The organism is Niallia sp. FSL W8-0177, from assembly GCF_038006285.1.
Taxonomy (GTDB): Bacteria; Bacillota; Bacilli; order Bacillales; family Cytobacillaceae; genus Niallia; species Niallia circulans_A.
Window position 1 is genome coordinate 2720746 of sequence record NZ_JBBOUX010000001.1, and the last position, 23501, is coordinate 2744246.

The window sequence follows — 23501 nt, forward strand, 5'->3', positions numbered from 1 at the left end:
TAAAATATTTTTCTAAAAATGAAACCTTTTATGTTCTCTTTCGTATTCTATTAGTTAATCCTGAAAATTTAAGTTACTGGAGGCTCTTTTATGAAATGGCTTTTGTTATTCGTTCTTCTCGCATTTCTTATTTATGGGTTGTTTCGACTCACTTCTTTCTTAACGAATCCGCAGCGAAGATTAACATTCGCGCAAAAGCGTGGAACATTTTATTTGTTTGATAATAAAGACAATATAAGAATGAATCTCTTACTAACATATAAAGGTCATTTGCTTGAGGGGGAAAAATACGCTGCTGCTGAAGAAGTGGATCACATTTTACTCTTTCCTACAAATCCTTATAATACAAAGTTGTCCACTCAAGACAAAGCCTATATAGAGCAGTCGCTTTTGTCTATCTATCCAAAGGCAAGAATCGAATGGACACGGTTTAAAAAATCGTAAATACCGGAAGCTCAGACATACGTAATCAACCAAATAAACCCTCGAACAATGATACTTCCTTACTAAGAAAGCTTCGTATTATTGTTTGGGGGTTTATTCATTTTAAGAAAGAAGATCTTCATTCTCTCTTTTTATTCATGAGCCTCTTTAAAAAATTCTCTCCATTTTATTATCGTAATTTTTTCTCGTAAGATATAAACAAGAATTGCCAAAGCAAACATAATGATAACAACCATCGTCAACGAGAATTGGCTTATGAATTGGCCAAAAATAGTATAGAAAAATGCTAAAGGAATATTGCTTATAAAAGAAGTTTTACTATATTCCTTTAAACTTTTTCTTTTTTCCAACAAGCAGAAATTTAATAAATGATAATGAAACACTGGGATCAATCTTAAAATGGAGATTTGTCCGAGTGTTAAATTACGATATTCACCAAACCATCTTTTTTTAAGATGAGATAGTTTGTTATGTGTTTTTGGCAAGCGGTGAATGACTGCATAGAATAAGAGACAATTAATGGTTAAGCCGATAATAGAATAGATGGTGCCAAGCGTCACTCCAAATAAAATTCCTCCCGCAATACAGACTAGAATAGGAGGAATAAACAAAAATTGCCGAAGTGTATGGAATAAAATAAAAATAATCGGTGCTAATATGCCACTAACTTCTACCATAACAAAGAGGACTGATAACTGCTCTTCCATCTTATCACCTTCTGCTCTATAGAATCATGTTGTTATTACAGTGTATAAGAAAAAAGACGAGAATATGCCTAAACATTTAGTATGTAAAGTACAATCCCAGCATCTAGTAATGTCAAGAGAGGTAAACCATATTTGAAAGAAGCATGCTTTGTTTTATGACGAAACTTTTGCATTCCAATAAATAAACCAAACGCCCCAAATAGAATAGCCGTAATCCATAATGTCCTTTCACTTATCCGATACTGATGCTTAATAGCCCTTTTTTTATCTATTCCCATTAAAAAGTATGCGAATATATTCACTACTGCCAAATAGATTAATACATATGTAATCACATGCTCTTCCCCTTTCGCAAAAAAGTATAGAAAAAAAGAAGGTATAAGCTACCTTCTTTTAAAAACTTATTTTAAGTTTTGTTTTGCAACTGTTGCTAATTCAGCAAATGCTTTTTCATCGCTTACAGCAAGTTCAGCAAGCATTTTGCGGTTTACTTCGATACCAGCTAATTTTAATCCGTGCATTAAACGGCTATAAGAAAGACCATTAATACGAGCAGCTGCGTTGATACGAGTAATCCATAATTTACGGAAATCACGTTTCTTTTGACGACGATCTCTGTATGCATACATTAATGATTTCATTACTTGTTGGTTTGCAACTTTATATAATGTATGTTTTGAACCATAATAACCTTTAGCTAATTTAAGAACTTTTTTACGACGTTTGCGTGTAACTGTACCGCCTTTAACACGTGGCATATTATTTCCCTCCTATATTGAAAAAATTACTTAATGTTGTCTAATAAATGACGAATGCGTTTGAAATCGCCTTTGGATACTAATCCAGCTTTGCGAAGTTTACGTTTTTGCTTAGTAGATTTGTTAGCAAATAAGTGACTAGTATAAGCTTTTGAGCGTTTTAATTTACCAGAGCCTGTCTTTTTGAAACGTTTAGCAGCTCCGCGGTGAGTTTTCATTTTTGGCATTTGGTATTCCTCCTCTTACTTGTCGTTTTTAGGCGCTAAAGTCATGAACATGCTTCGACCGTCCATTTTTGGATGTGATTCCACAGTGGCAACTTCTGCACAAGCTTCTGCAAAACGAACAAGTACACGTTGACCGATTTCCTTATGTGTAATAGCACGTCCCTTAAAACGGATGGATGCTTTTACCTTATCGCCTTTTTCTAGGAACTTAATAGCATTACGAAGCTTTGTATTAAAGTCATGCTCATCTATAGTTGGACTAAGGCGAACCTCTTTAATATTAATGATTTTTTGATTTTTACGTGCTTCTTTTTCTTTCTTTTGCTGTTCAAACTTGTATTTACCGTAGTCCATGATACGAGCTACCGGCGGCTTTGCGTTTGGAGCAACAAGAACCACATCAAGATTAACACGTGTTGCAATTTCAAGAGCTTCAAATTTCGTTTTAATCCCAAGCTGTTCTCCATTTTGGTCAATAAGACGAACTTCTCTAGCACGAATGCCTTCATTTAAAATCATATCTTTGCTAATAGTTAAACACCTCCAAGGTTAATGACGAATACAACGTTCGAGTCAAGAATATTCTATCCTAGGTCACCTTCTCTAGTTTAGATACTAATTGACACTTGACTCCCAAGTTGACATCGTAGGCTTTGTAATCTTTATCATCCAAATAAAAAAGTGTGGATGATGAATTCACCCACACTTACGAAACAAAAGTAATACCTAAAATGTTTTACGTAATACCTGTTAACTACTTGGAATCTGTGTCAATCAGGTGAGAAGCGGGTGCTTCTTCTTTTCCTCAAACTCGTATTCAATTTACCTTAGTAACTATATCACAATTGATATCTATAAGTCAACGAAAGAAATATCACAACGAGAAAAATTTTATCAAAATAATGGATTCAATGCAATACTTTTTATGCATAATTTCAGAAAAGCTCGGAATATAGGTTGAAAATTAGAAAATCCCGTTTGGAATTACAACTCTTTTAATTTGATAATTTCACTTCTTGTGTTAACTTTTCTAAGAAATCTACATAAGAAACTGTTTCTGATTTTTGTTCTCCGTATTTGCGGACATTTACGGCTTTGTCTTCCACTTCATTGTCTCCTACTACTAGCATGTAGGGAATTTTTTTCATTTGTGCTTCACGAATTTTATAGCCGATTTTCTCGTCGCGCTCATCTAACTCTACTCGGAAACCGTGTCTTTGTAAGTTTTCTTGTACTTCTTTTGCATATTCAAAATGAACAGAAGGTGATACTGGAATAACTTGTACTTGTACTGGTGATAACCATGTAGGGAATGCTCCTTTGTATTCTTCAATCAAGAATGCAATAAAACGCTCCATTGTTGACACTACACCTCTGTGGATAACTACTGGACGATGCTGCTTTCCATCTTCTCCAACATATGTTAAGTCAAAGCGTTCAGGTAATAAGAAGTCCAATTGGACAGTAGAAAGTGTTTCATCCTTTCCTAAGGCTGTCTTCACTTGCACATCTAATTTCGGACCGTAGAAAGCTGCTTCTCCTTCTGCTTCAAAGTAATCTAAACCTAGGTCGTCCATTGCTTCTTTCAACATGCTTTGTGCTTTATTCCACATCGCATCATCATCAAAGTATTTCTCTGTATCTGCAGGATCACGATAAGATAAACGGAACGAGTAATCTGTAATATTAAAGTCTTTATATACTTCTAACACTAAGTTTACAACACGCTTGAATTCATCTTTAATTTGGTCTGGTCTTACAAAAATATGTGCATCATTTAGAGTCATCCCGCGAACACGCTGTAATCCTGATAAAGCACCAGACATTTCGTAACGATGCATTGTGCCAAGTTCTGCGATACGGATTGGTAATTCACGATAGCTGTGAATATCATTTTTGTAAACAACCATATGGTGCGGACAGTTCATCGGACGAAGAACTAGCTGCTCATTATCCATTTCCATCACAGGGAACATATCTTCTTGATAATGATCCCAGTGTCCAGATGTTTTATACAAATCGACACTTCCCATGATTGGTGTATATACATGGTTATAGCCCAATCGCTCTTCTTTATCTACAATATAACGCTCTACAATGCGTCTGATTGTTGCGCCTTTTGGCAGCCATAGCGGCAAGCCTTGTCCCACTTTTTGAGAAGTCATAAATAAATCTAATTCTTTTCCGATTTTGCGATGATCTCTTTCTTTTGCCTCTTCTAAAAAGCGTAAGTGCTCTTCTAACTCATTCTTCTTAAAAAATGCTGTTCCATAAATACGTTGAAGCATTTTATTATCGCTGTTCCCTCTCCAGTATGCACCTGCAATGTTCAGCAATTTAAACTCTTTTAGTTTTCCAGTAGATGGTACGTGAACACCGCGACAAAGATCAATAAATTCTCCTTGTTGGTATAATGTTACTGTCTCGTCTTCAGGAATTGCTTCAATTAATTCTAGTTTATATTCATCATCCATTTCTTTAAAAAGCTCAATCGCTTCTGCGCGACTTACTTCTTTACGGATAATTTCCAGGTTTTCGTTAATAATTTTTTTCATTTCTTTTTCAATTGCTGGTAAGTCTTCTGGTGTTAACGATTGCTCTAAATCAATATCATAGTAAAATCCATTTTCGATAACTGGCCCTACACCGAGCTTAACATTTCCATAAATTCGTTTAATAGCTTGTGCCATTAAGTGTGCTGAGCTATGGCGCAAGATTTCTAAAGCATCTGGGCTATCCGGTGTAATGATTTCAAAAGAAGCATCCTCTAGTATAGGTCTTTTCAAATCATATAAAGAGCCATTAATCTTCCCTGCTAGTGCTTTTTTTCTTAAGCCTGGGCTAATGGAACCTGCAATATCTTCTGTTGTAGTCCCTTCTGGAAACTCCTTTACCGCTCCGTCTGGAAATGTAATCTTAATTAATTCTGACATGAAACTTCCTCCTTTATTTTTGCCATTAAGCTTTCCTTGTACGATAAGAACCGATTAAAACGCAAAAAAACCCGTCCCTATACGAAGGGACGAGTTTTATAGTAAAAACACGTGGTTCCACCCTAATTCCCAAACAATGAAAATGTCTGGCTTTAGTTTAAACAGATAACGGCTGCTGAGACCGCCAGTCATTACTGAGGATAATCCCGTTCCTGACTGAAGTTTAAAGGTGGTAAGCAATCTTATCGTGTTAGGAAGTTCCCAGCATCCTTCCCTCTCTTAAAACCGTACAAGAAAACTATTGTCCTTATCATTACAGGTATAAGTTATAGTTAATTTATGTACGTTATTATATGCTTTTCTAGACATAAAATCAAGGGAATTAAAGGGAAACTTACTTCATTTCTGTCTGTGTGCTTATTCTTAGAAAAAATTGTTCCTTTTCTAAAAGTTGTACTCGTTCTTCAAAAATATTTACAATAGTTCGCACAATAGGTAACTCTCTATCCTCTGTATACAAAAAGATAGTTTTCGGTGCGAGGGCAAGCAATGGTCCTAGAGAATAGGGATCGATATAATGGGTAGAAGAAACAACATTTTTTTGATCATACAGCATCATTAGCTCTTGCTGGGGAATTTCCCGGTATTCTGTATCAAAAAATTGTATTTCTAGATCGATTAACACATGGATATGATTCACTTTTGCAGCCTTTTTGGAAAGGGAATTTCGCAAAGTATGAATAAACACCTGATATTCTTGTTCCATTTTGTACTCATCAATCGATAATTCTATGTATTTTATCAACTTTCCAATAAAAGATTTTAATCGAAAGGTCACAAAGGAATCAAAGGAAAATTCTTTATGTTGTTCTATTATGAAGTTATTCATACACTCTGTCAGACAACTTTTTATGTTTATCTCTTTTGTTAAAGTGGTAAGTCCTTCCCGCTCTTCCTCCACTAAACTATGAAGTATTTCTAATATACTTCGCTGTTCTAGTTCATCCATATAGAAATAACGATTTTTTAATATTTCTCTTGCCCAATCATCTGTTTTTATATGCAAGATAAAAGCAGTTAAGCATTTCTTTATCTCCTTACTGCTTCCATCTGTTTTAACAATAATACACTTATTGTCGTCGTCCATTCTGTCAAACGACTCCGCATATTTTACTTGTTTCTTCAGTATGCGCAAAAACCTCAAAGCATCTTTTTGATCATGAAATTGAATTTCAATCAACCGTATCCCCCCTTTTATAAAGAAGTCCTCGATTTCATATATATGGGGGAGAGGTAGAAATTAGACTATAAAATATGTATGCAGATGAATGGACGTTTATAAAAAATAGTTAAAAAACAAAAAAGACAGACTATCCACTTAGTCTGTCTCACACTGTAGTCAAACACCTATATTTTGGAAATAGAGGTTTGGCTACAGTATATTTATCAATTCCTTCGAGTGGGATGTTACTTTCCATTTCAGGGGTTCGCTTTCCGTGAGGTTCGTACTAATCCCACAGGAGTCTCACCCCCTCCACTCCAAGAAATGTGTGAAAATGCAATTATACTTCTCCCATATCTTTTTATCGACAAACAGAGACAAATTATCGACTTAGTCTATCTTCATCATTAATAAAATTCCATCACAAAAACAATAGGATAGCTCCTAATACGAGAGCATACAAAATAATATATCCACTATACAATTTTTGAAACGAAATGGATCGTTTTTCGCATCGAGTTCTTATATATGCAAGTAATCTTCTATTCTTTATTATATACGTATAGGTTAAACCAAATACCAATAACGCTAGGATTATTTTATAGATTCCCGGACTATAAAAAGACAGAAAAAAGGGAATTAATAATAACAATATCGTCATCGATACAAAGAAAAGAAACTGGTTATACCGCTTTATTACTAATTTTTCTGCATTTGAAATTTCCGTCAACGCACACTTCTCCTTACTAAAAATTGAAACTTTTTAACTCTATTATGTTCGCTTATTTTTTCCTTTCACGCGAATAGGTGTAGATAAGTAACGAATTCTCTCCATTACTCTCATCGCTTTCATCTTTTCCTCTTCTCCTCTTTGCGAATAAGTAAGATGATGCTCTAAGCCACTAAAGTCAAAATTAGACGTAAATAACGTAGGTAAATTCTCTAACATTCTGAACTGCAAAATCGGTCCAAGCACCTCATCTCGAATCCAACTAGACATTGTTTCTGCTCCGATATCGTCCAGCATTAAAATAGGCTCACGTTTTATACTTTCGATTTTATCATTTAATGTGCTATCAGCAATGGAGCTCTTCATTTCTCTAAATAATTCAGGAACATATACAATCATAGACGAAATTTGCTTTTGAGAAAGTTTATTAGCAATGGCTCCTAAAATATATGATTTGCCAACCCCAAATTCTCCATAAAAATAGATTCCTTTATGTCTTTCACCAGGTTTATAATCCTCTACAAATCGGATAGCAGCTTCCACTGCCTCCATTCTCTCTCCGTCAAGATCAATGGTATTGAAGGAAGCTTCCAGAATATCCTTTGGTACATATAAGCTTTTAATCAACTTCTCTTTTTTCTTCTGATTATCTTCCGTCAACTTACGGGGACAACGGTCATACTGAATCTCAATATTCCCTCTGACTATTACTAGACTAGGATGGTATCCCTGCATCATATTTACACATCCTTGAAGACTAGGGCATTTATTGCAAGCTTTGCTTTGATTGGCATATTCATATAGCTTTATCATGCCAACATCAACTGCATTGGAAGTAAGCTCGTCCTCATGCTCTCGTAGAAAGGCCCTTACATCAGGATGTGCAAGCACTTCCTGTTTCATAGCACGGTATCGTTCCTGAAAATTATTACCCGCACCAAATTTCTTTAAGGTATCGTTAATTCTTTCCACCGTTTACTCCACCACCTGATATTATAATTTTTTTATGCGCTCTTCCAGTTCACGCTTTTTTTGTTCCAAATCTTGATCGTTTGCTTCCTTGGAAGAAGTATTTTCTTCCGTTTTTTTCGTTCCTTCGTTATCCTGATTTTGCCCAAACCATTCGGGGATTTTTTCTGTCCGGATAGCTTTTCGAGTTGACTTCGACTGTGGATTTTTTTTACCTTGAGCCCATTCCATATATTGCTTGTGCTCTTTTTTCGCTAGATCCATTGCCTCTTTTACTGTACGGATATTCTTTCTAACCCATTGGCCAGCAATCTTCTCTATATATCCCTTTGTCAATTTCATATCTGTTTTAAGCATAACATATTGAATCAGCACATTTATTACACCCGGGAGCAGCTTCTGCGAGAACATAATTTCTTCAATTATTTGCAAATCTGTTTTGGAAGGTTCTGCACCTCCTGAAACATCCTTCAACACTTGGCGCGGTGAAGCATGATCTAAATAATAGATTAATTCTTCCTCTTGTGATTTTGGAGCATCGGTTGATGAATAATCCTTTTGCGGCTGTTTCCGATCAACTAACATCGGCAGTAAATCATTATGTTGAAATTGATACCAATCACGAGCAGCTATACGCAGCTCTTCAATATCAATCTCATCCTGTTGATTAATCGCACTAATAACAATATTCTTCATTTGAATTGGATCAATTCCATAAATAAAGGCAAGATTTTGGATCGCTTCCTTCACCTTTTTCGTAAATGCCTTTTTCGATAATAAAGAATCGTGAATTCCCGCATATAACAATTCAAAGTCAAAGTCGCTCTTAGTAATTTGTATTCCCGGTTGTTCTTCTCTCCCCACATAGGTCTGATCAGTAGTCTCTTCTTCCTCTAATTCATGTATTGCTCGAACAGCACCACTATGATCAGACATAAATACCTCTTGGAATGCTTTCGTTATTGGCTGGAAACTAGGATCTGCGATTTTTTCATCAGAAAAGAACTTCTTCAATCTGCTATACTGTGCTTTTCCAATTTTTCTATATAAATAAACATTTAGCATTCCATCAAGAAAATACTGAGCGGGTGATAAAGGCGGCTGTAGTTCATATATAAACGACCGATTGCCATCTTCTTTCTTTAAATATGTTTTTAAAAGACCAATTCCTTCTAACTTTAGTCTTGCTTCATATATATCATTTAAACCACAACTCATAAAATTCATTAAGCTATGATGTGTATTTGTCAGAGACCACAAGCGATTCTCTTCCACTTCTGCCCATAAGGTCATGTATAAAGCTAAACACTTTGTCCCAATTAATGGCTGATATAAGAAGGTGATTGTCTTTCGATCATAATCACTCAACAGTCCATTCACCGCTACTCGATATCTATCGACAGGAAGCAGGTCTTGCCAATGCTGAGACATACTCATCATCCTTCCTTTCTATTTCAATCCTTCCCGCCATAGAGGGAGGAAAGGCAAAAAAGAGCCAAAGAAATCTTTAGCTCCCTTAGTAATCTTTTCCATGTAACTTTTTAATAATCTTTTTTGATTAATTCTTTCAATTCATCAATAAACACATTAATATCTTTAAATTGGCGATATACAGATGCAAAACGTACATACGCTACTTCATCGATCTTCGCCAATCGATCCATTACCATCTCACCGATTGCCTCACTTTTTATTTCGGAAGCAGCATTACTGCGAAGTTCTTTCTCTACTTCTGCTGTTATTTCCTCTAATTGTTTTAAAGCTACCGGTCTCTTCTCACAAGCTCTTATTAAGCCACGCAATATTTTATCCCTGCTAAATTCTTCACGCGTCCCTTCCTTCTTCACTACAATCAAAGGAATTTCTTCTACCTTTTCAAAAGTAGTAAATCGATTCCCACAAGCCTCACATTCTCTTCTTCTTCGAATCGATTTATACTCATCAACTGGTCGTGAATCAAGAACGCGGGTGTTATTATGTTGACAGGTAGGACATCTCATTTCTATTATCAGCTCCGAATTCATTGTTCCATGTATATACTTATCTTCATATTATATAAAATTGCAAGCTTGTACAAGTAATTATCTAAATTTCTCTATCAAAAGATGAAATTCAGCGAGGGGAAACATTCCATTTTTTTAAAATTCTGTTTGCTTGTTGGATTGACTCTTCCATCGATCCATTATTATTAATTACTTCATCAGCAAGAGCAAGTTTCTCCTGTAACGGCATTTGAGTGTTTATTCTTTTGAGCGCTTGCTCATAACTTAAATCATTTCTTTTCATTAATCGCGTAATTTGAGTATCCTGATCCACATATACTAAGATTGTTCGATCAACTGTGTGATTTAGTTTATTTTCAAAGAGCAAGGGAATATCTAAGATCACTACTTTTTCGCCCGATTCCACTGCTTTTTTCTGCTTCTCATCCATCCTTCTTCTAACATCAGGATGCACAATGCTATTAAGCACACGGCGTTCCTCTTCATTTGAAAAAATAATTTCTCCCAGCTTTTGACGATTTAGCGTTCCATCTGAATGTAAAACTCCCTTGCCAAAATGAGACGCTATCTTTAGATATGCTGGTTCTCCTTTTTCTACAGCAAGTCTTGATTCAATGTCCGCATCGATAATCGGAATATTTAGTGATTGATAATAGGAGGAGATTGTTGATTTTCCACTCGCAATTCCTCCCGTTAATCCAACTATTAACGTCATAAAAATACCTACCTTATTGATTTTTAGTATGTAACAAAATCGATAAAAAAGCCTTCTCTTTTTATTAATAGAGAAGATAGATGAATTCTAAAGGCGATTCACCAAGGAGGTTCACCGCCTAAAAGAAACAACCTATTTCATAAATAAATAATTAAAGTTTAAAGATCCCAATAATGATTAGGATAATCCCAGGAATAAAGGAGAATTTATCCATATAACTTTTCTCTGAAAGAAATCTCCCTAGATAAATCCCTAATGAAACAAAGGAAGTACTCATAAAAATCACAGCAAGTGTTAAAAATAATGGAGGAAACCCTAGCATAGAGGCACCAATTCCAGCTCCAAATGCATCCAAAGACAAGGCGAAACCTAACACAACTGCTTCTAGCCCTGTAATTGTTCCTGATTTATCAAAATCGGCTGTTAATGGCTTCTTTAAAATATTGATGACAATCCCTAAAGATTTTATTTCAAAATTAATAATATTCTTTTCTTCTGTTAGTATTTCCTTTTCCTTGCTCGGCTTAAAATATTGGTAAAGAATCCAACCACCTAATAGGATTAAAATAATCCCACCTATACTCTCTGCAAACGAAGGGGAGAATATCCTTGAGATAACATGACCAACTAACATCGCTATCAGAAGTGTTAAACCGGAACAACAGGCGATAATCAGGATAGAATTTAAGGGCATTTTCATTTTTCGAAGTCCGTACGTAAAACCAACACTAAAGCTATCGATGCTAACAGCGATTGCTAACAATAAAAGAGAAAACACCTGGACCATAAAGATAAGCTCCTTCCAAATCAATAGTAATATACTATATGGAAAGAGCCCATCCAATGTTAATTCAGGTTTATTGTTTTATTTTTTTTGGCAATTAGGACAAAAAACGGTTCCTCTTCCCCCGACTATAATTCTTTCTAAAGTATGGCCACATACTTTGCACTCTTGGCCCTTACGACCATATACATATAGTTCAAGCTGAAACATTCCAATTTGTCCTTGGGTGTTTACATAAGAGCGAATCGTGCTACCACCTTTTTCGACCGCTTCAGATAAAGTAGCGATGATTTCTTTATATAATTTTTCTATTTCTTTCACATCTAGGGAATTTGCTGTTCTCTCCGGATGAATGCCACTTCGAAATAAAGATTCATCTACATATATATTTCCTAACCCAACCACAATCTTTTGATCCAACAATGCTGTTTTGATACTGCGATTTGTTTTCGATAAACGCTCTGAAAAATTCGCTATCGTAAAGTCAGCAGCAAAAGGTTCAGGTCCTAATTGCGAAAGAGGCATGGCGTTTGATTCTTCCCCTTTTTTAAATAAATGCATGGTACCGAATTTCCGGACATCTTTATACCGTAGCTCTGAACCATCTTCAAAAAAGAAAATAACATGGGTATGCTTATCAACTGGCTCTTGTGCTTGAAATACTCCATATTTGCCTTCCATTCGCAAATGGGAGACGATGGTAAAATCATTTGTTTCAATTAATATAAATTTCCCACGTCTTTTAACATCTAAAATGGTTTGACCAACCAATGCATCCGAAAATTCTTCCACATTTTCTGGTTTTTTAATCATTTTTGCCCATGATACAACCACTTCTTTTATTACTTTATTTTGCGTCAGCTGTTTCAGCGTTTTTCGTACCGTTTCAACTTCTGGTAATTCTGGCATTTCCATCCCCTCCTTTCATGTAAAAAATTTCTATTATAAGATTCGTGAAAATTTGTTCCTTTAAACTATCGCCTAATTATTTCTATAGAAAAAAGAATAATCTTTTAGAGAACAGTCTTTATTATTTTGCATCATACCAAGTTGGACCGTAAGAATAGTCCACTTTTAAAGGCACGCTTAATTCAACTGCATGTTCCATTACATCTGGCACAATTTCTTTCAGCTTTTCTATTTCGTCTTTAGGAGCTTCAAAAATCAATTCATCGTGAACCTGCAGCAACAATTTTGCTTTCAACCCTTCTACTTCCAAGCGCTTTGCCATATCAATCATCGCTTTTTTGATGATATCAGCTGCACTTCCTTGGATTGGTGTATTCATCGCCGTTCTCTCTGCAAAACCGCGAAGATTAAAGTTTCTGCTTGTGATATCAGCTAAATATCTTCTTCTCTGAAGCAAAGTGGAGACATAGCCTTTTTGCTTTGCATCTGCCACAATTTCTTCCATATAATTTCTTACTCCTGGATAACTTTCTAAGTAACGTTCAATGAATTTCGCCGCTTCTTTTCTTGTAATATGCAGACTTTGAGAAAGTCCATAATCACTAATTCCATATACAATACCAAAGTTAACTGCTTTAGCATGTCTTCGCATATTAGAGGTTACTTCGTCAGCTTCTACATGGAAAACAGACATAGCTGTTTCTGTATGAATATCATGATCTTCTCTAAATGCTTCGATTAATTTCTCATCATTAGCGATATGAGCAAGTACCCGTAACTCTATTTGACTATAATCAGCAGCAAAAATTACCCAATCCTCTTCTGTCGGCACAAACGCTTGTCTTATTTTTCTTCCTTCTTCTAAACGAATCGGGATATTTTGCAAATTAGGATCAATCGAACTTAAGCGACCTGTTTGTGTTAGTACCTGGTTAAATCTTGTATGAATTCTTCCATTATGGACCACTTTTTGTAAGCCTTCTATATAGGTTGATTGCAATTTCCCCAGTTGCCTATATTCTAATATTTCTCTAATTACTTCATGTGAACTAGCAAGTTGCTCTAATACATCAGCAGATGTGGAATAGCCTGTCTTCGTTTTCTTTACAACTGGCAATCCAAGTTTTTCAAATAAAATCACACCAAGTTGTTTTGGAGAATTGATATTAAAGGTTTCACCAGCCAGCTCATAAATTCGCCCTTCAATTTCTTTCAATCTTTCGGAAAGCTCTTGCCCCATTGCTTTTAGGCGAGATACATCCACCTTAACCCCCGTTGATTCCATATCAGCAAGTACCAAGCTTAAAGGCATTTCTAAATCGTAAAATAAGGCTTCTTGATCGTTCTTTTTCAATTCATCTTCCATTGTCTCTTGGATAGCCTTCAATGCGAATGCCTTTCTCACGAGATGGTCTGCTAATATTTCTTGTTCGGGAACCTTTCTTTTTGCTCCTTTTCCATAAAATACTTCATCTGATTGTAAATTAGTAAAATCATATTTTTTAGCAACAGAGGCAACATCCTCAATCGTTGCAGAAGGATCCGCTAAATATGCTGCGATAAGAATATCAAATGTAATTCCTTTTAAATGAATTCCTTGATGACGTAACGATACTTCCGATCTTTTAGCATCATAAACAATCTTTTCTTTCTTCTCATCTTCTGCCCAATTTTTAAAATCAGACGACTTTAAAGCATGATCAATTGGAAGAAAGTATGCGCCATTATCATTTAAAAGAGAAATCCCTAGAATAGGTGCATAATGATAATTATCTTCTAATACTTCAACATACATAATATTCCTATCAGAAAAAATATCGTCTGTGATATTTTCAACGGTTTTAAACTCGATATCTTCTAAAACAAGTTCTTCTTTTTCTGGTGCATCTCCTAATTTTTCGAGAAGAGAATTAAAGCCAAGCTCTTTGAAAATCTCCTTTAATTTCTCTATTTGCATCCCAGGAAATTCTGTATCTTCTAATGTTATGGTTAAAGGAGCTTCTCTGAAAATAGTAGCAAGTTCTTTACTCATTAATGCTTGGTCCTTAAATTCTTCTAACTTTTCCTTCAGCTTTTTACCACTTACTTTGTCAATAGATTGGACTAAATTTTCTAAGGAATCAAATTCCTTCAGCAATTTGATAGCTGTTTTTTCTCCAACACCGGGGACACCTGGAATATTATCTGAGCTATCACCCATTAGACCTTTCATATCAATAATTCGGTCAGGCGTCAGGCCATATTTTGCTTGGATATGGTCTGGCGTATAGGACTCCATGTCTGTAATTCCTTTTCTAGTGATATAGACAGTTGTCTTATCCGAACTTAATTGGGTTAAATCTTTATCACCAGAAATTACAACTACTTCAAAACCATCTTTTTCTCCTTGAAGAGAAAGTGTTCCGATAATATCATCAGCTTCATAGTTTTCTAATTCGTAATGATGGATACCATAGGATTTCAACAACTCTCTAATATACGGGAATTGCTCCGACAATTCTGGTGGCGTTTTTTGGCGCCCCCCCTTATATTCACTAAACGTTTTATGGCGAAAAGTTGTTTTCCCTGCATCAAAGGCAACAAGAGCATGTGTTGGCTTTTCTTCTTCAATAATTTTCATAAGCATCATCGTGAAACCATAAACAGCATTTGTGTGCACACCTTTATCATTGTTTAATAGAGGCAAAGCAAAAAACGCTCGATACGCAATACTATTACCGTCAATTAAGATTAATTTCTTTTTCAAGAAATCCTCCTCCATCCTTTTAATATGGTATATTTTCTCGTATATAAACGGGGATTATTACACGACTTAATATTATTTATTTTACATGACATATTCATAAATGTAAAAAAGCAGAGATTGTGATAAAAGAGGTCTTACCAGACACGTGCTTATTTCACCCTACAAGGAAATAAGCGTGCAGTACACATCTTTTAGCAACAAACTCCGCTATTTTTACAGCATCAAAAAACAATTTAGGTATATCGACACTGGCATGGATAAGAGGATCACAATTCTACCAACAATCATTTACGATTCCTTTCCTACCATACCCACTATTAAAAGGGGAAGCCAAAAGCGGGGTAGCTTTTAGCTTAAGTCCTTAACCAAATGGATAAGGGGGACTTCAAAAATAATTGTACCAACAAAGTGTAAACCCACCATAAACCAAATGTAAAAACAATGTAAAGGAAGTAGAAAAGCGGAAGGCACCGTTTAGCGCCTTGTAAACTGGAGCGATTCTCTCAAGATAAAGGATACACGACGAACGATAGAGAGTCGATGTTGACTTATCGTAGGGAGATCGTCGGAAGTTTGCTAACCGATAGGCTCCGCAGCTAGACAATGAAAAGCGGAGGAGACTGTTCATCGGTGTACAAACTGGAGACTATCGACTAAGATAAAGGATACACGACGAACGATAGAGAGTCGATGTTGACTTATCGTAAGGAGATCGTCGGAAGTTTGCTAACCGATAGGCTCCGCAGCTAGACAATGAAAAGCGGAGGAGACTGTTCATCGGTGTACAAACTGGAGACTATCGACTGAGATAAAGGATAATCTTCTTTCTTAAAATAAATTAAAAACCCCAAAACATTATACGAATTTTCCAGCATTTTACGTATAGTTGTTTGGGGTTATGTTTAGTTAAAACACTTAAGCTACAGCCTTTTTCCTAAAATGGAAATTCCTTATGCAAAATAACAGTGAAAGTCGTTCCTTCTCCCATCTCACTCTCTACTTGAATTGTTCCTCTATGAAGCTCTACTAAATGCTTCACGATTGCCAGTCCTAATCCAGTGCCTCCAGAATTTCTACTTCGCGCTTTATCCACTCGATAAAAGCGTTCAAATATTCTAGGAATTTCTTCTTGCTCTATTCCAATTCCAGTATCCTGAATTCTTATTTCGATTTTCTTTTTCTTCTCCACGACGTAGACAGTAATTTCTCCATCATTCGGAGTATAGATAACCGCATTCGTTATAAGATTTAAAAAAACTTGCGTTAATCGACTTCTATCACCCTCAATTTGAACAATTTCATTCGCTTGAGGAAACAGTAACTTAATATTTTTCGCTTCCGCTCTACCTTCCAACATTTTTGTCGCTTTATTGAGAATTTCCATCAGATTAAATTCCTCTTTATTAAGGGCAAAATGGTGCTGTTCCAATTTTGAAAGATCCAGAAGGTCTTGAATTAACGTCTGTAATCGGTGACTCTCTTTTAAAATGATTCGTAAAAATTCCTCTAACGTCTCCTTATCTTCCATCGCTCCATCAAGAAGTGTTTCCGAGAAGCCTTTAATAGAAGTAATAGGAGTTTTTAATTCATGAGAGACATTGGCTACAAAGTCTTTACGAATTTGCTCAAGCTTTTTCAATTCTGTTATATCATTAAAAACGAGTAAAATCCCCATCCATCTGTCATTCGTCCCAATAATAGGTACTCCATACACTTGAAAGCTTTTTTTCTCATTTTTAATCTCTAGGGTCATATCTCGGATTACTTTATGTTCAGTCATAAATATTTCTTCCGCTAAATCAGTCACTTGTCTATATGGAATGACTTTGTAGTATTGTTTATAGAGATAATCAGCAGAACGGACAAAGAACATATCCTTATAGGATTTATTGATTAAATTAATATATCCTCGGCTATCTATTAATAATAATCCGCTACCAATACTCTCAATCAATGTTCCTAGACGATCTTCTTGAATTTCTTGTGCTTTTACCATCTCTTGCATATCTTTAGCTACTTTATTTAGCGAAGAACTAAGTACTCCTGTTTCATCTACTCGATCTTCATAGGTTCTCGCATGGTAATTCCCATTCGCTAAATCGACAGCAACCTTGGTAGCTGACTCAATAGGTCTCGTATAACGATAAATTAATTTATAGCCAATTAAATAAATCACTAAAAGCGACAAGAAAAAAGAAGCAAAAATAATCCAATTAATATGCTGATAAGCCTTTTCTATTTCTTCTATTTTTGCACCAATTAATAGATATCCTAATCTCCCCTCTTCACCAGTTAACTGTTGTTGATAAAAGTGAAAGTTAGGATTTCCATTAATAGATACCGCTTTTGCTTTTTCATTTGAAAGCAGCCTTTGCATTCGATTTTCATATTCTGTATCTGTCTGCAGCTCTCCTTCGTTAAAGAGAATCTCTCCAGTTTCATCTATAACAGTAATTTGTATATCTAATGCTTCACTATATTCTTTTAATAGACTATTATTAATGTCTAACCCATCGCCATTTTTCATTATTTGCTTTGCGATTAAAGTACCTTCGCGTTTCAATCGACTGTCAAAAGAGTCCATAAACGTCTTTTTATTATATGATTCAATAAATATTGCTACGAACAAAAACACAATAAATATAGTAAATAAAACACTCGCCATTAATCGAGATTTAAAGCTCTTCATTTACTTTGGTTCCTCTAACTTATAACCCAATCCACGAATCGTTTTAATATATATTGGTTTTTTCGTATTTTCTTCAATTTTTTCACGTAAGTGGCTAATATGTACATCTACAATTCTTGTATCTCCGACGAAGTCATAATTCCAAACAGCGCTTAATAGTTGATCCCTTGTAAGAACTCTTCCCTTATTTTTAACAAGATATAATAATAACTCAAATTCTTTCGGAGTTAACTCTAATAGTTCCCCTTTGAAATATGCTTCATAATAATTAGGAAGCACTCTTAATTCACCTATTTTAATACCATCGTCCTCTTCTTCATCTACTTCATCCGAGGCTGCTGGCACTTGCATTTGAATTCGTCTTAATACAGCTTTAATTCGAGCAATGACTTCCCGGGGGCTAAAAGGTTTAGTCATATAATCATCTGCACCTAGTTCAAGCCCTAAAACTTTGTCAAATTCATCGTCTTTAGCTGTTAACATTAAAATAGGAGTTAACACTTTCTGTTGGCGTAATTCTTTACAAACATCCATCCCATCTTTTTTTGGCAGCATTAAATCTAGTAAGATGACATCCGGATTAGCAGTTAATGCTAGATTCAATCCTTCTTCTCCATCCATGGCAGTTAATACATCATAACCTGCCTGTTGTAAATTATACTTAAGTAGAGTTACGATAGATTGTTCATCATCTACAACTAAAACCTTTTTCTTCATATACAGCCTCCAAATATGTTAATTCCCCTAAAGTCCCCTTATACCTATTTACATTATAATATATTGTCCAATAAAAATGGAAAAAACATTTATATCCTGTTTACAAATAGGAAATAATTCTTATAAATTATTATAGGTGTCTCTGGTTAAGTTTATTGATTAAATGAAATAAAAAAATCGGCTAGCTCTTTTTTATCGAGCTGCCGACTTTTATACTTAATTTAATACTGTCAATACACTTCGAACGGAGTGAACAGATTTATCTAAGGCTGCCTTTTCTTCCTCAGTTAGTTCCAGTTCAATAATTTGTTCGATTCCGTTTCCGCCAAGAATTGTAGGTACACCTAGATAAAGATCGTTATAGCCATATTCTCCTTCTAAATAAGCGATAGTAGGAAGGATACGTCTTTGACTTTTAATTATAGCTTCACACATATCTACCACAGAAGCTGCTGGAGCATAATAAGCACTTCCGTTTCCAAGTAAATTTACAATTTCCGCTCCACCAATTCTTGTTCTTTCAATAATCTCATCCAAGCGATGTTTTGGAATTAGTGCTTCTAATGGAATACCACCTGCATAGGAATAACGTATAAGTGGAACCATATCATCACCATGTCCGCCTAATACAAATCCTGTAATGTCCTTAACGGAAAGATTTAACTCCATTGCCACAAAGCTGCGAAAGCGTGCTGTATCTAAAACCCCCGACTGCCCAATTACTCTATTCTTAGGAAAGCCTGATTCTTTATAAACAGTATATGTCATGGCATCAACAGGGTTCGTAAGCACGATAATGACACAATTAGGTGAATATTGCACAATTTCCTTTGTTACCGATTTCATAATAGCTTGATTTGTTTGTACAAGGTCATCTCTACTCATACCTGGCTTTCTTGCCATACCAGCAGTTATTACGACAATATCAGAATCAGCTGTATCTTTATAGTCGGAAGTTCCCGTTATATTTGCATCAAACCCTTGTACAGGACTTGCTTCAAACATATCTAATGCTTTTCCCTTTGTAGAGTTTTCATTTCGCGGAACATCTAATAATACGATATCACCAAGTTCTTTTTGAGCAAGCAAAAAAGCAGTTGTAGCCCCAGTAAAACCTCCACCAATGATGGAAATCTTCTTACGTTTAACCATATTATTTCCCCCTTATTAGACCGAGAATGAATGAAGCCCACCAATAAGCAGTTACAAAGCAGAGTCCCCTTTTACTCTATTTAGTAAATACTTTTCCCAGCTTATCCCATTCTAATCCAATACCGTAAATCTTCTATTTTGGACAAAAAGGAAGAAGAGATGAGACGATCTCTTCTTCAATTTGTTATTAATTCATGTTCTTAATTAATTCATGTTCTTAATTAATTCATCACCGAACTCGGAACATTTCACTTCTGTAGCACCATCCATTAGACGAGCAAAGTCATATGTAACAACTTTGGAAGCAATTGTTTTTTCCACGGATTGAATCACTAATTGTGCAGCTTCAGTCCAGCCTAAATGTTCAAGCAATAGAACACCTGAAAGAATAACAGAAGATGGGTTTACTTTATCTAAACCAGCATATTTAGGAGCCGTTCCGTGTGTAGCTTCAAAAATAGCATGGCCAGTTTCGTAATTTATGTTTGCTCCAGGAGCAATACCGATTCCACCCACTTGTGCTGCTAAAGCATCAGAAATATAATCTCCGTTTAGATTCATTGTCGCAACTACATCAAATTCTTTTGGACGAGTAAGAATTTGTTGTAAGAAAATATCAGCAATAGAATCTTTAATAATGATTTTACCTTCTGCTTCCGCTTGAGATTGAGCTTTATTTGCTGCATCAGAACCTTGTTCTTCTTTAATGCGATCATACTGGGCCCATGTAAATACTTTATCTCCAAATTCTTGTTCTGCTAATTCATAACCCCAGTTCTTAAATGCGCCTTCTGTATATTTCATAATGTTTCCTTTATGTACTAGAGTTACCGATTTACGACCTTCTTTAATCGCATAATTAATCGCAGCTCTTACTAAACGACTTGTTCCTTCTTCTGATATCGGCTTAATTCCAATTCCAGATGTTTCAGGGAATCTAATTTTATTAACTCCCATCTCTTGTTGTAAAAAGTTAATTAATTTTGAAGCAGCCTCTGAACCCTTCTCATATTCAATTCCTGCATAAATATCTTCAGTATTTTCACGGAAGATAACCATATCTGTATCTTGAGGTCTTTTAACAGGAGAAGGAACTCCTTCAAACCATCTCACTGGACGTAAACAAACAAAAAGATCCAATTCTTGGCGCAGGGCAACGTTTAAAGAACGAATACCACCGCCAACTGGTGTAGTTAATGGCCCTTTTATAGCAATTAAATACTCTCTAATTACATCCAATGTTTCAGAAGGTAACCATTCTCCAGTTTCATTAAATGCTTTTTCACCAGCTAGTACTTCTTTCCAAACAATTTTCTTTTCCCCATTGTATGCTTTTTCAACAGCTGCATCTAACACTCTTGATGATGCTGCCCATATATCTGGTCCAATTCCATCTCCCTCAATATAAGGAACAATCGGATTTGCTGGTACATTTAATACTCCATCTACTACTGTAATTTTTTCTCCTTGCATGTTTCTATCCCTCCGTAAAAAATAGTTTCCTTTTCCAATGTAATAACATTCATTGGAAAAAGAATGAAATAAATTTATTATAACAAGCTTTTATAAGCTAATTATATTTACTATTCTGACGAATAAAAAAAAGGAAAACGCCAATACGCAAAGTAAATTAACCCATCATTAAGTATATATTATTCTATTACTCTATGGGAAATTATATCCTTTTTTATCGCTCTTGAACTGGAATATATTCCAAGCGCTCTGGCCCAATATAATCTGCTCTAGGTCGAATCAGGCGATTATTATCATACTGCTCCAGAATGTGAGCCAGCCAGCCAGAAACTCTGCTCACCGCAAAAATCGGGGTGAATAAGTCATGGTCAATACCTAAACTATGATAAACAGAAGCTGAAAAGAAATCTACGTTTGGCACTAAATTTTTCTCTTCTTTTAACAATGTCTCAATCTTTACACTCATATCATATAATTCAGGTTCACCCGTCAATTGTGTTAATTTTCTTGCCATTTCCTTTAGATGTTTGGCACGAGGATCTCCCTTTCGATAAACTCGATGGCCAAATCCCATTATTTTTTCTTTGTTTGCCATCTTTTCTCGAATATATGGCTCGACATTATCAATGCTTCCGATTTCTTTCAGCATTTTCATTACTGCTTCGTTTGCGCCGCCATGCAAAGGTCCTTTTAACGCCCCGATAGCTGAAGTAATACCAGAATATACATCAGACAAAGTAGCTACACACACTCTTGCAGTAAATGTAGACGCATTTAATTCATGATCAGCATGAAGCACAAGTGCTTTATTAAAGGCTTCAATAGCAATCGCTTCTGGTTCTTTTCCGTTAAGCATATAAAGGAAATTAGCAGCAAATCCTAAATCTTTTCTTGGAGAAATTGGATCTAGCCCTTTTCTTAATCTTGAAAAAGCTGTTACGATAGTTGGAATTTTTGCTTGAAGTCTTACAGCTTTTAAATAGTTTGCTTCAGTATCCATAGCATCTGCTTGTTCATCATATGCTCCTAGCAAAGACACAGTTGAACGAAGTACTGCCATTGGATGCACTTTATTTAATGGCATGAGCTTCATTTGTTCAATCAAAGAGACAGGTAATTCAGCATTATCTGCCAATTCTTGTTTTAGCATTGCCAGTTCCGTATCAGTTGGCAACTTTTGATGCCATAATAAAAATACTACTTCTTCAAAACTGGAATGCTCTGCTAACACATCAATATCATAACCCACATAAGCAAGTGAATCATCTATAATGGAACTAATAGAAGATGTTGTAGCAATAATCCCCTCAAGCCCTTTTGTAACAGCCATACATATCTCTCCTTTACACCTTTTCTTTTAGTTAGTACAACCCATTCAAACTCCCAGTATTGTCCCTGTCGTAGTTACCAATATTGTGAAAATCTGTAAAACAAAACGATGGAATTCACCTTAAATAAATGTTTACTATTTTGTTAGATTAACTGAATATGTACCAAAAAATCAATTAATAATATAATCCGGATTTATTTTATAAAAAGATGGGGGAGTTTTTTCAAAAAAAATTAAAGTGAGCATCATCCATTTGAAAATGCTTACATTTTCAAATAAAAAAATAAACTATTTGGTACGTTATAGATGAGATAAAATGTAACTACACATTCATTATAAACAAAAAACTTCAAAATGTCTCATATTTTATACTTAAAAACTGTAGATATAGTAAAAAAAATTTTTTCTGATTCTCCTTTACACTATATTTCTTTCCTTTAAAAATTATACCATAAATTCCTTTATCCTGTCTTATATCTTAAACGGTAAATTAGAGCAAGAGAGCGGATTAGGTTATCCACTCTACTACTTTAATGGCTGCATACGCTATTCCAGCGCCAATTAATGGGCCTACTGCCACCCCATTGAAAACCGATACAGACAAAATGGTTCCTAGAACAAGTGCTGTTGTAATTTCTGGAGAATCGGCTAATAAACTAACTCCTCCTTTTGCGAGCAGAGCAACCATAATTCCAGAAATCAAAGCTATCCATGCATACGGTGATTTAAAGGTAGCGGTAAGATCTTTAAAACCAATATCTCCAGTGGCTATCGGAACAAGAACAGCTATCGTAATAATCGTTACGCCCCAATTAATACCTTTAGATTGAATCAATGAAAATAACTTACTATCTACCCCAATTAATTTCAATACTAATAAGAAAACAACTGCGATAATCAAGGAATTGTTCTTAGCTATAAGAGCAATTGCTAACAGCAAATATAGAAATAAATATGGCTGGCTAAATAAAAACATAACTAACTCTCCTTTTC

General features: G+C 35.3%; 22 protein-coding genes and 2 other annotated features. Of the genes, 1 reads left to right on the plus strand and 21 read right to left on the minus strand.

Annotated features, from left to right (window positions below; genetic code table 11):
- Positions 1–90: 90 nt before the first annotated feature.
- A complete protein-coding gene (locus NST77_RS13450; protein WP_123258071.1) occupies positions 91–444 on the plus strand; it encodes a sigma-w pathway protein ysdB in 354 nt (117 codons plus the stop codon).
- 131 nt (positions 445–575) lie between these two features.
- Here the strand turns inward: NST77_RS13450 and NST77_RS13455 are convergent, their stop codons facing one another.
- From NST77_RS13455 to NST77_RS13555, 21 genes are all read right to left on the minus strand, one after another.
- Complete coding sequence (locus NST77_RS13455) at positions 576–1151, minus strand: TVP38/TMEM64 family protein (protein WP_095331456.1); 576 nt, start codon at positions 1149–1151, stop codon at positions 576–578.
- A 68-nt stretch (positions 1152–1219) separates the two neighbouring features.
- Entirely contained in the window at positions 1220–1486 is a 267-nt protein-coding gene (locus tag NST77_RS13460; protein WP_095331454.1) for a DUF1294 domain-containing protein, read from the minus strand.
- Between the two features lie 66 nt (positions 1487–1552).
- A complete protein-coding gene (gene rplT, locus NST77_RS13465; RefSeq protein WP_031534824.1) occupies positions 1553–1909 on the minus strand; it encodes a 50S ribosomal protein L20 in 357 nt (118 codons plus the stop codon).
- A 26-nt stretch (positions 1910–1935) separates the two neighbouring features.
- On the minus strand, positions 1936–2136 hold the full coding sequence (gene rpmI, locus NST77_RS13470; protein WP_016201803.1) for a 50S ribosomal protein L35: 201 nt from the start codon (positions 2134–2136) through the stop codon (positions 1936–1938).
- Positions 2137–2151: 15 nt separating this feature from the next.
- Entirely contained in the window at positions 2152–2655 is a 504-nt protein-coding gene (gene infC, locus NST77_RS13475; RefSeq protein ID WP_016201804.1) for a translation initiation factor IF-3, read from the minus strand.
- A gap of 150 nt (positions 2656–2805) precedes the next feature.
- Positions 2806–2943 (minus strand) — a sequence feature (ribosomal protein L20 leader region).
- A gap of 188 nt (positions 2944–3131) precedes the next feature.
- On the minus strand, positions 3132–5069 hold the full coding sequence (gene thrS / locus NST77_RS13480) for a threonine--tRNA ligase (RefSeq protein WP_095331452.1): 1938 nt from the start codon (positions 5067–5069) through the stop codon (positions 3132–3134).
- Positions 5070–5151: 82 nt separating this feature from the next.
- Positions 5152–5392, minus strand: a binding site (T-box leader).
- 71 nt (positions 5393–5463) lie between these two features.
- Positions 5464–6309, minus strand: a complete 846-nt coding sequence (gene ytxC, locus NST77_RS13485) for a sporulation protein YtxC (protein WP_123258073.1) — start codon at positions 6307–6309, stop codon at positions 5464–5466.
- A 403-nt stretch (positions 6310–6712) separates the two neighbouring features.
- Positions 6713–7021 (minus strand): hypothetical protein, encoded by a 309-nt coding sequence (locus tag NST77_RS13490; protein WP_163188295.1) that lies wholly within the window; start codon positions 7019–7021, stop codon positions 6713–6715.
- A 42-nt stretch (positions 7022–7063) separates the two neighbouring features.
- Positions 7064–7993, minus strand: coding sequence for a primosomal protein DnaI (dnaI, locus tag NST77_RS13495; protein WP_095331446.1), 930 nt, complete (start codon positions 7991–7993; stop codon positions 7064–7066).
- Positions 7994–8014: 21 nt separating this feature from the next.
- Complete coding sequence (locus tag NST77_RS13500; RefSeq protein WP_123258074.1) at positions 8015–9421, minus strand: replication initiation and membrane attachment family protein; 1407 nt, start codon at positions 9419–9421, stop codon at positions 8015–8017.
- A gap of 110 nt (positions 9422–9531) precedes the next feature.
- The gene (nrdR, locus tag NST77_RS13505) at positions 9532–9990 is read right to left on the minus strand and encodes a transcriptional regulator NrdR (RefSeq protein ID WP_095331442.1); all 459 of its coding nucleotides are present in this window, start codon (positions 9988–9990) and stop codon (positions 9532–9534) included.
- Positions 9991–10102: 112 nt separating this feature from the next.
- Positions 10103–10708 carry a dephospho-CoA kinase gene (gene coaE, locus NST77_RS13510; RefSeq protein WP_163188293.1) on the minus strand — a complete coding sequence of 202 codons (606 nt, stop codon included), beginning with the start codon at positions 10706–10708 and terminating at the stop codon, positions 10103–10105.
- Between the two features lie 151 nt (positions 10709–10859).
- Entirely contained in the window at positions 10860–11495 is a 636-nt protein-coding gene (gene ytaF / locus NST77_RS13515; protein ID WP_123258075.1) for a sporulation membrane protein YtaF, read from the minus strand.
- A gap of 78 nt (positions 11496–11573) precedes the next feature.
- Complete coding sequence (gene mutM, locus NST77_RS13520) at positions 11574–12401, minus strand: DNA-formamidopyrimidine glycosylase (protein ID WP_095331436.1); 828 nt, start codon at positions 12399–12401, stop codon at positions 11574–11576.
- 121 nt (positions 12402–12522) lie between these two features.
- Positions 12523–15147 carry a DNA polymerase I gene (polA, locus tag NST77_RS13525; protein ID WP_341123079.1) on the minus strand — a complete coding sequence of 875 codons (2625 nt, stop codon included), beginning with the start codon at positions 15145–15147 and terminating at the stop codon, positions 12523–12525.
- Between the two features lie 934 nt (positions 15148–16081).
- Positions 16082–17836: a two-component system histidine kinase PnpS gene (gene pnpS / locus NST77_RS13530; protein ID WP_095331432.1), complete on the minus strand. Its 1755-nt coding sequence runs from the start codon at positions 17834–17836 to the stop codon at positions 16082–16084.
- Positions 17837–18553: a response regulator transcription factor gene (locus NST77_RS13535; protein WP_095331430.1), complete on the minus strand. Its 717-nt coding sequence runs from the start codon at positions 18551–18553 to the stop codon at positions 17837–17839.
- Positions 18554–18769: 216 nt separating this feature from the next.
- Entirely contained in the window at positions 18770–19705 is a 936-nt protein-coding gene (mdh, locus tag NST77_RS13540; protein ID WP_095331428.1) for a malate dehydrogenase, read from the minus strand.
- A 204-nt stretch (positions 19706–19909) separates the two neighbouring features.
- Positions 19910–21178: an NADP-dependent isocitrate dehydrogenase gene (gene icd / locus NST77_RS13545; protein ID WP_095331426.1), complete on the minus strand. Its 1269-nt coding sequence runs from the start codon at positions 21176–21178 to the stop codon at positions 19910–19912.
- A gap of 214 nt (positions 21179–21392) precedes the next feature.
- Complete coding sequence (gene citZ, locus NST77_RS13550) at positions 21393–22508, minus strand: citrate synthase (protein WP_095331424.1); 1116 nt, start codon at positions 22506–22508, stop codon at positions 21393–21395.
- Positions 22509–23016: 508 nt separating this feature from the next.
- Positions 23017–23484, minus strand: coding sequence for a DUF441 domain-containing protein (locus NST77_RS13555; RefSeq protein ID WP_095331422.1), 468 nt, complete (start codon positions 23482–23484; stop codon positions 23017–23019).
- Between the last annotated feature and the right edge of the window lie 17 nt (positions 23485–23501).

Coding starts and splice junctions, on each gene's coding strand:
- NST77_RS13450 (WP_123258071.1), top strand. CDS start 91: ATGAAATGGCTTTTGTTATTCGTTCTTCTCGCATTTCTTATTTATGGG.
- NST77_RS13455 (WP_095331456.1), bottom strand. CDS start 1,151: ATGGAAGAGCAGTTATCAGTCCTCTTTGTTATGGTAGAAGTTAGTGGC.
- rplT (WP_031534824.1), bottom strand. CDS start 1,909: ATGCCACGTGTTAAAGGCGGTACAGTTACACGCAAACGTCGTAAAAAA.
- rpmI (WP_016201803.1), bottom strand. CDS start 2,136: ATGCCAAAAATGAAAACTCACCGCGGAGCTGCTAAACGTTTCAAAAAG.
- infC (WP_016201804.1), bottom strand. CDS start 2,655: ATGATTTTAAATGAAGGCATTCGTGCTAGAGAAGTTCGTCTTATTGAC.
- thrS (WP_095331452.1), bottom strand. CDS start 5,069: ATGTCAGAATTAATTAAGATTACATTTCCAGACGGAGCGGTAAAGGAG.
- NST77_RS13500 (WP_123258074.1), bottom strand. CDS start 9,421: ATGTCTCAGCATTGGCAAGACCTGCTTCCTGTCGATAGATATCGAGTA.
- nrdR (WP_095331442.1), bottom strand. CDS start 9,990: ATGAGATGTCCTACCTGTCAACATAATAACACCCGCGTTCTTGATTCA.
- coaE (WP_163188293.1), bottom strand. CDS start 10,708: ATGACGTTAATAGTTGGATTAACGGGAGGAATTGCGAGTGGAAAATCA.
- ytaF (WP_123258075.1), bottom strand. CDS start 11,495: ATGGTCCAGGTGTTTTCTCTTTTATTGTTAGCAATCGCTGTTAGCATC.
- mutM (WP_095331436.1), bottom strand. CDS start 12,401: ATGCCAGAATTACCAGAAGTTGAAACGGTACGAAAAACGCTGAAACAG.
- pnpS (WP_095331432.1), bottom strand. CDS start 17,836: ATGAAGAGCTTTAAATCTCGATTAATGGCGAGTGTTTTATTTACTATA.
- NST77_RS13535 (WP_095331430.1), bottom strand. CDS start 18,553: ATGAAGAAAAAGGTTTTAGTTGTAGATGATGAACAATCTATCGTAACT.
- mdh (WP_095331428.1), bottom strand. CDS start 19,705: ATGGTTAAACGTAAGAAGATTTCCATCATTGGTGGAGGTTTTACTGGG.
- icd (WP_095331426.1), bottom strand. CDS start 21,178: ATGCAAGGAGAAAAAATTACAGTAGTAGATGGAGTATTAAATGTACCA.
- citZ (WP_095331424.1), bottom strand. CDS start 22,508: ATGGCTGTTACAAAAGGGCTTGAGGGGATTATTGCTACAACATCTTCT.
- NST77_RS13555 (WP_095331422.1), bottom strand. CDS start 23,484: ATGTTTTTATTTAGCCAGCCATATTTATTTCTATATTTGCTGTTAGCA.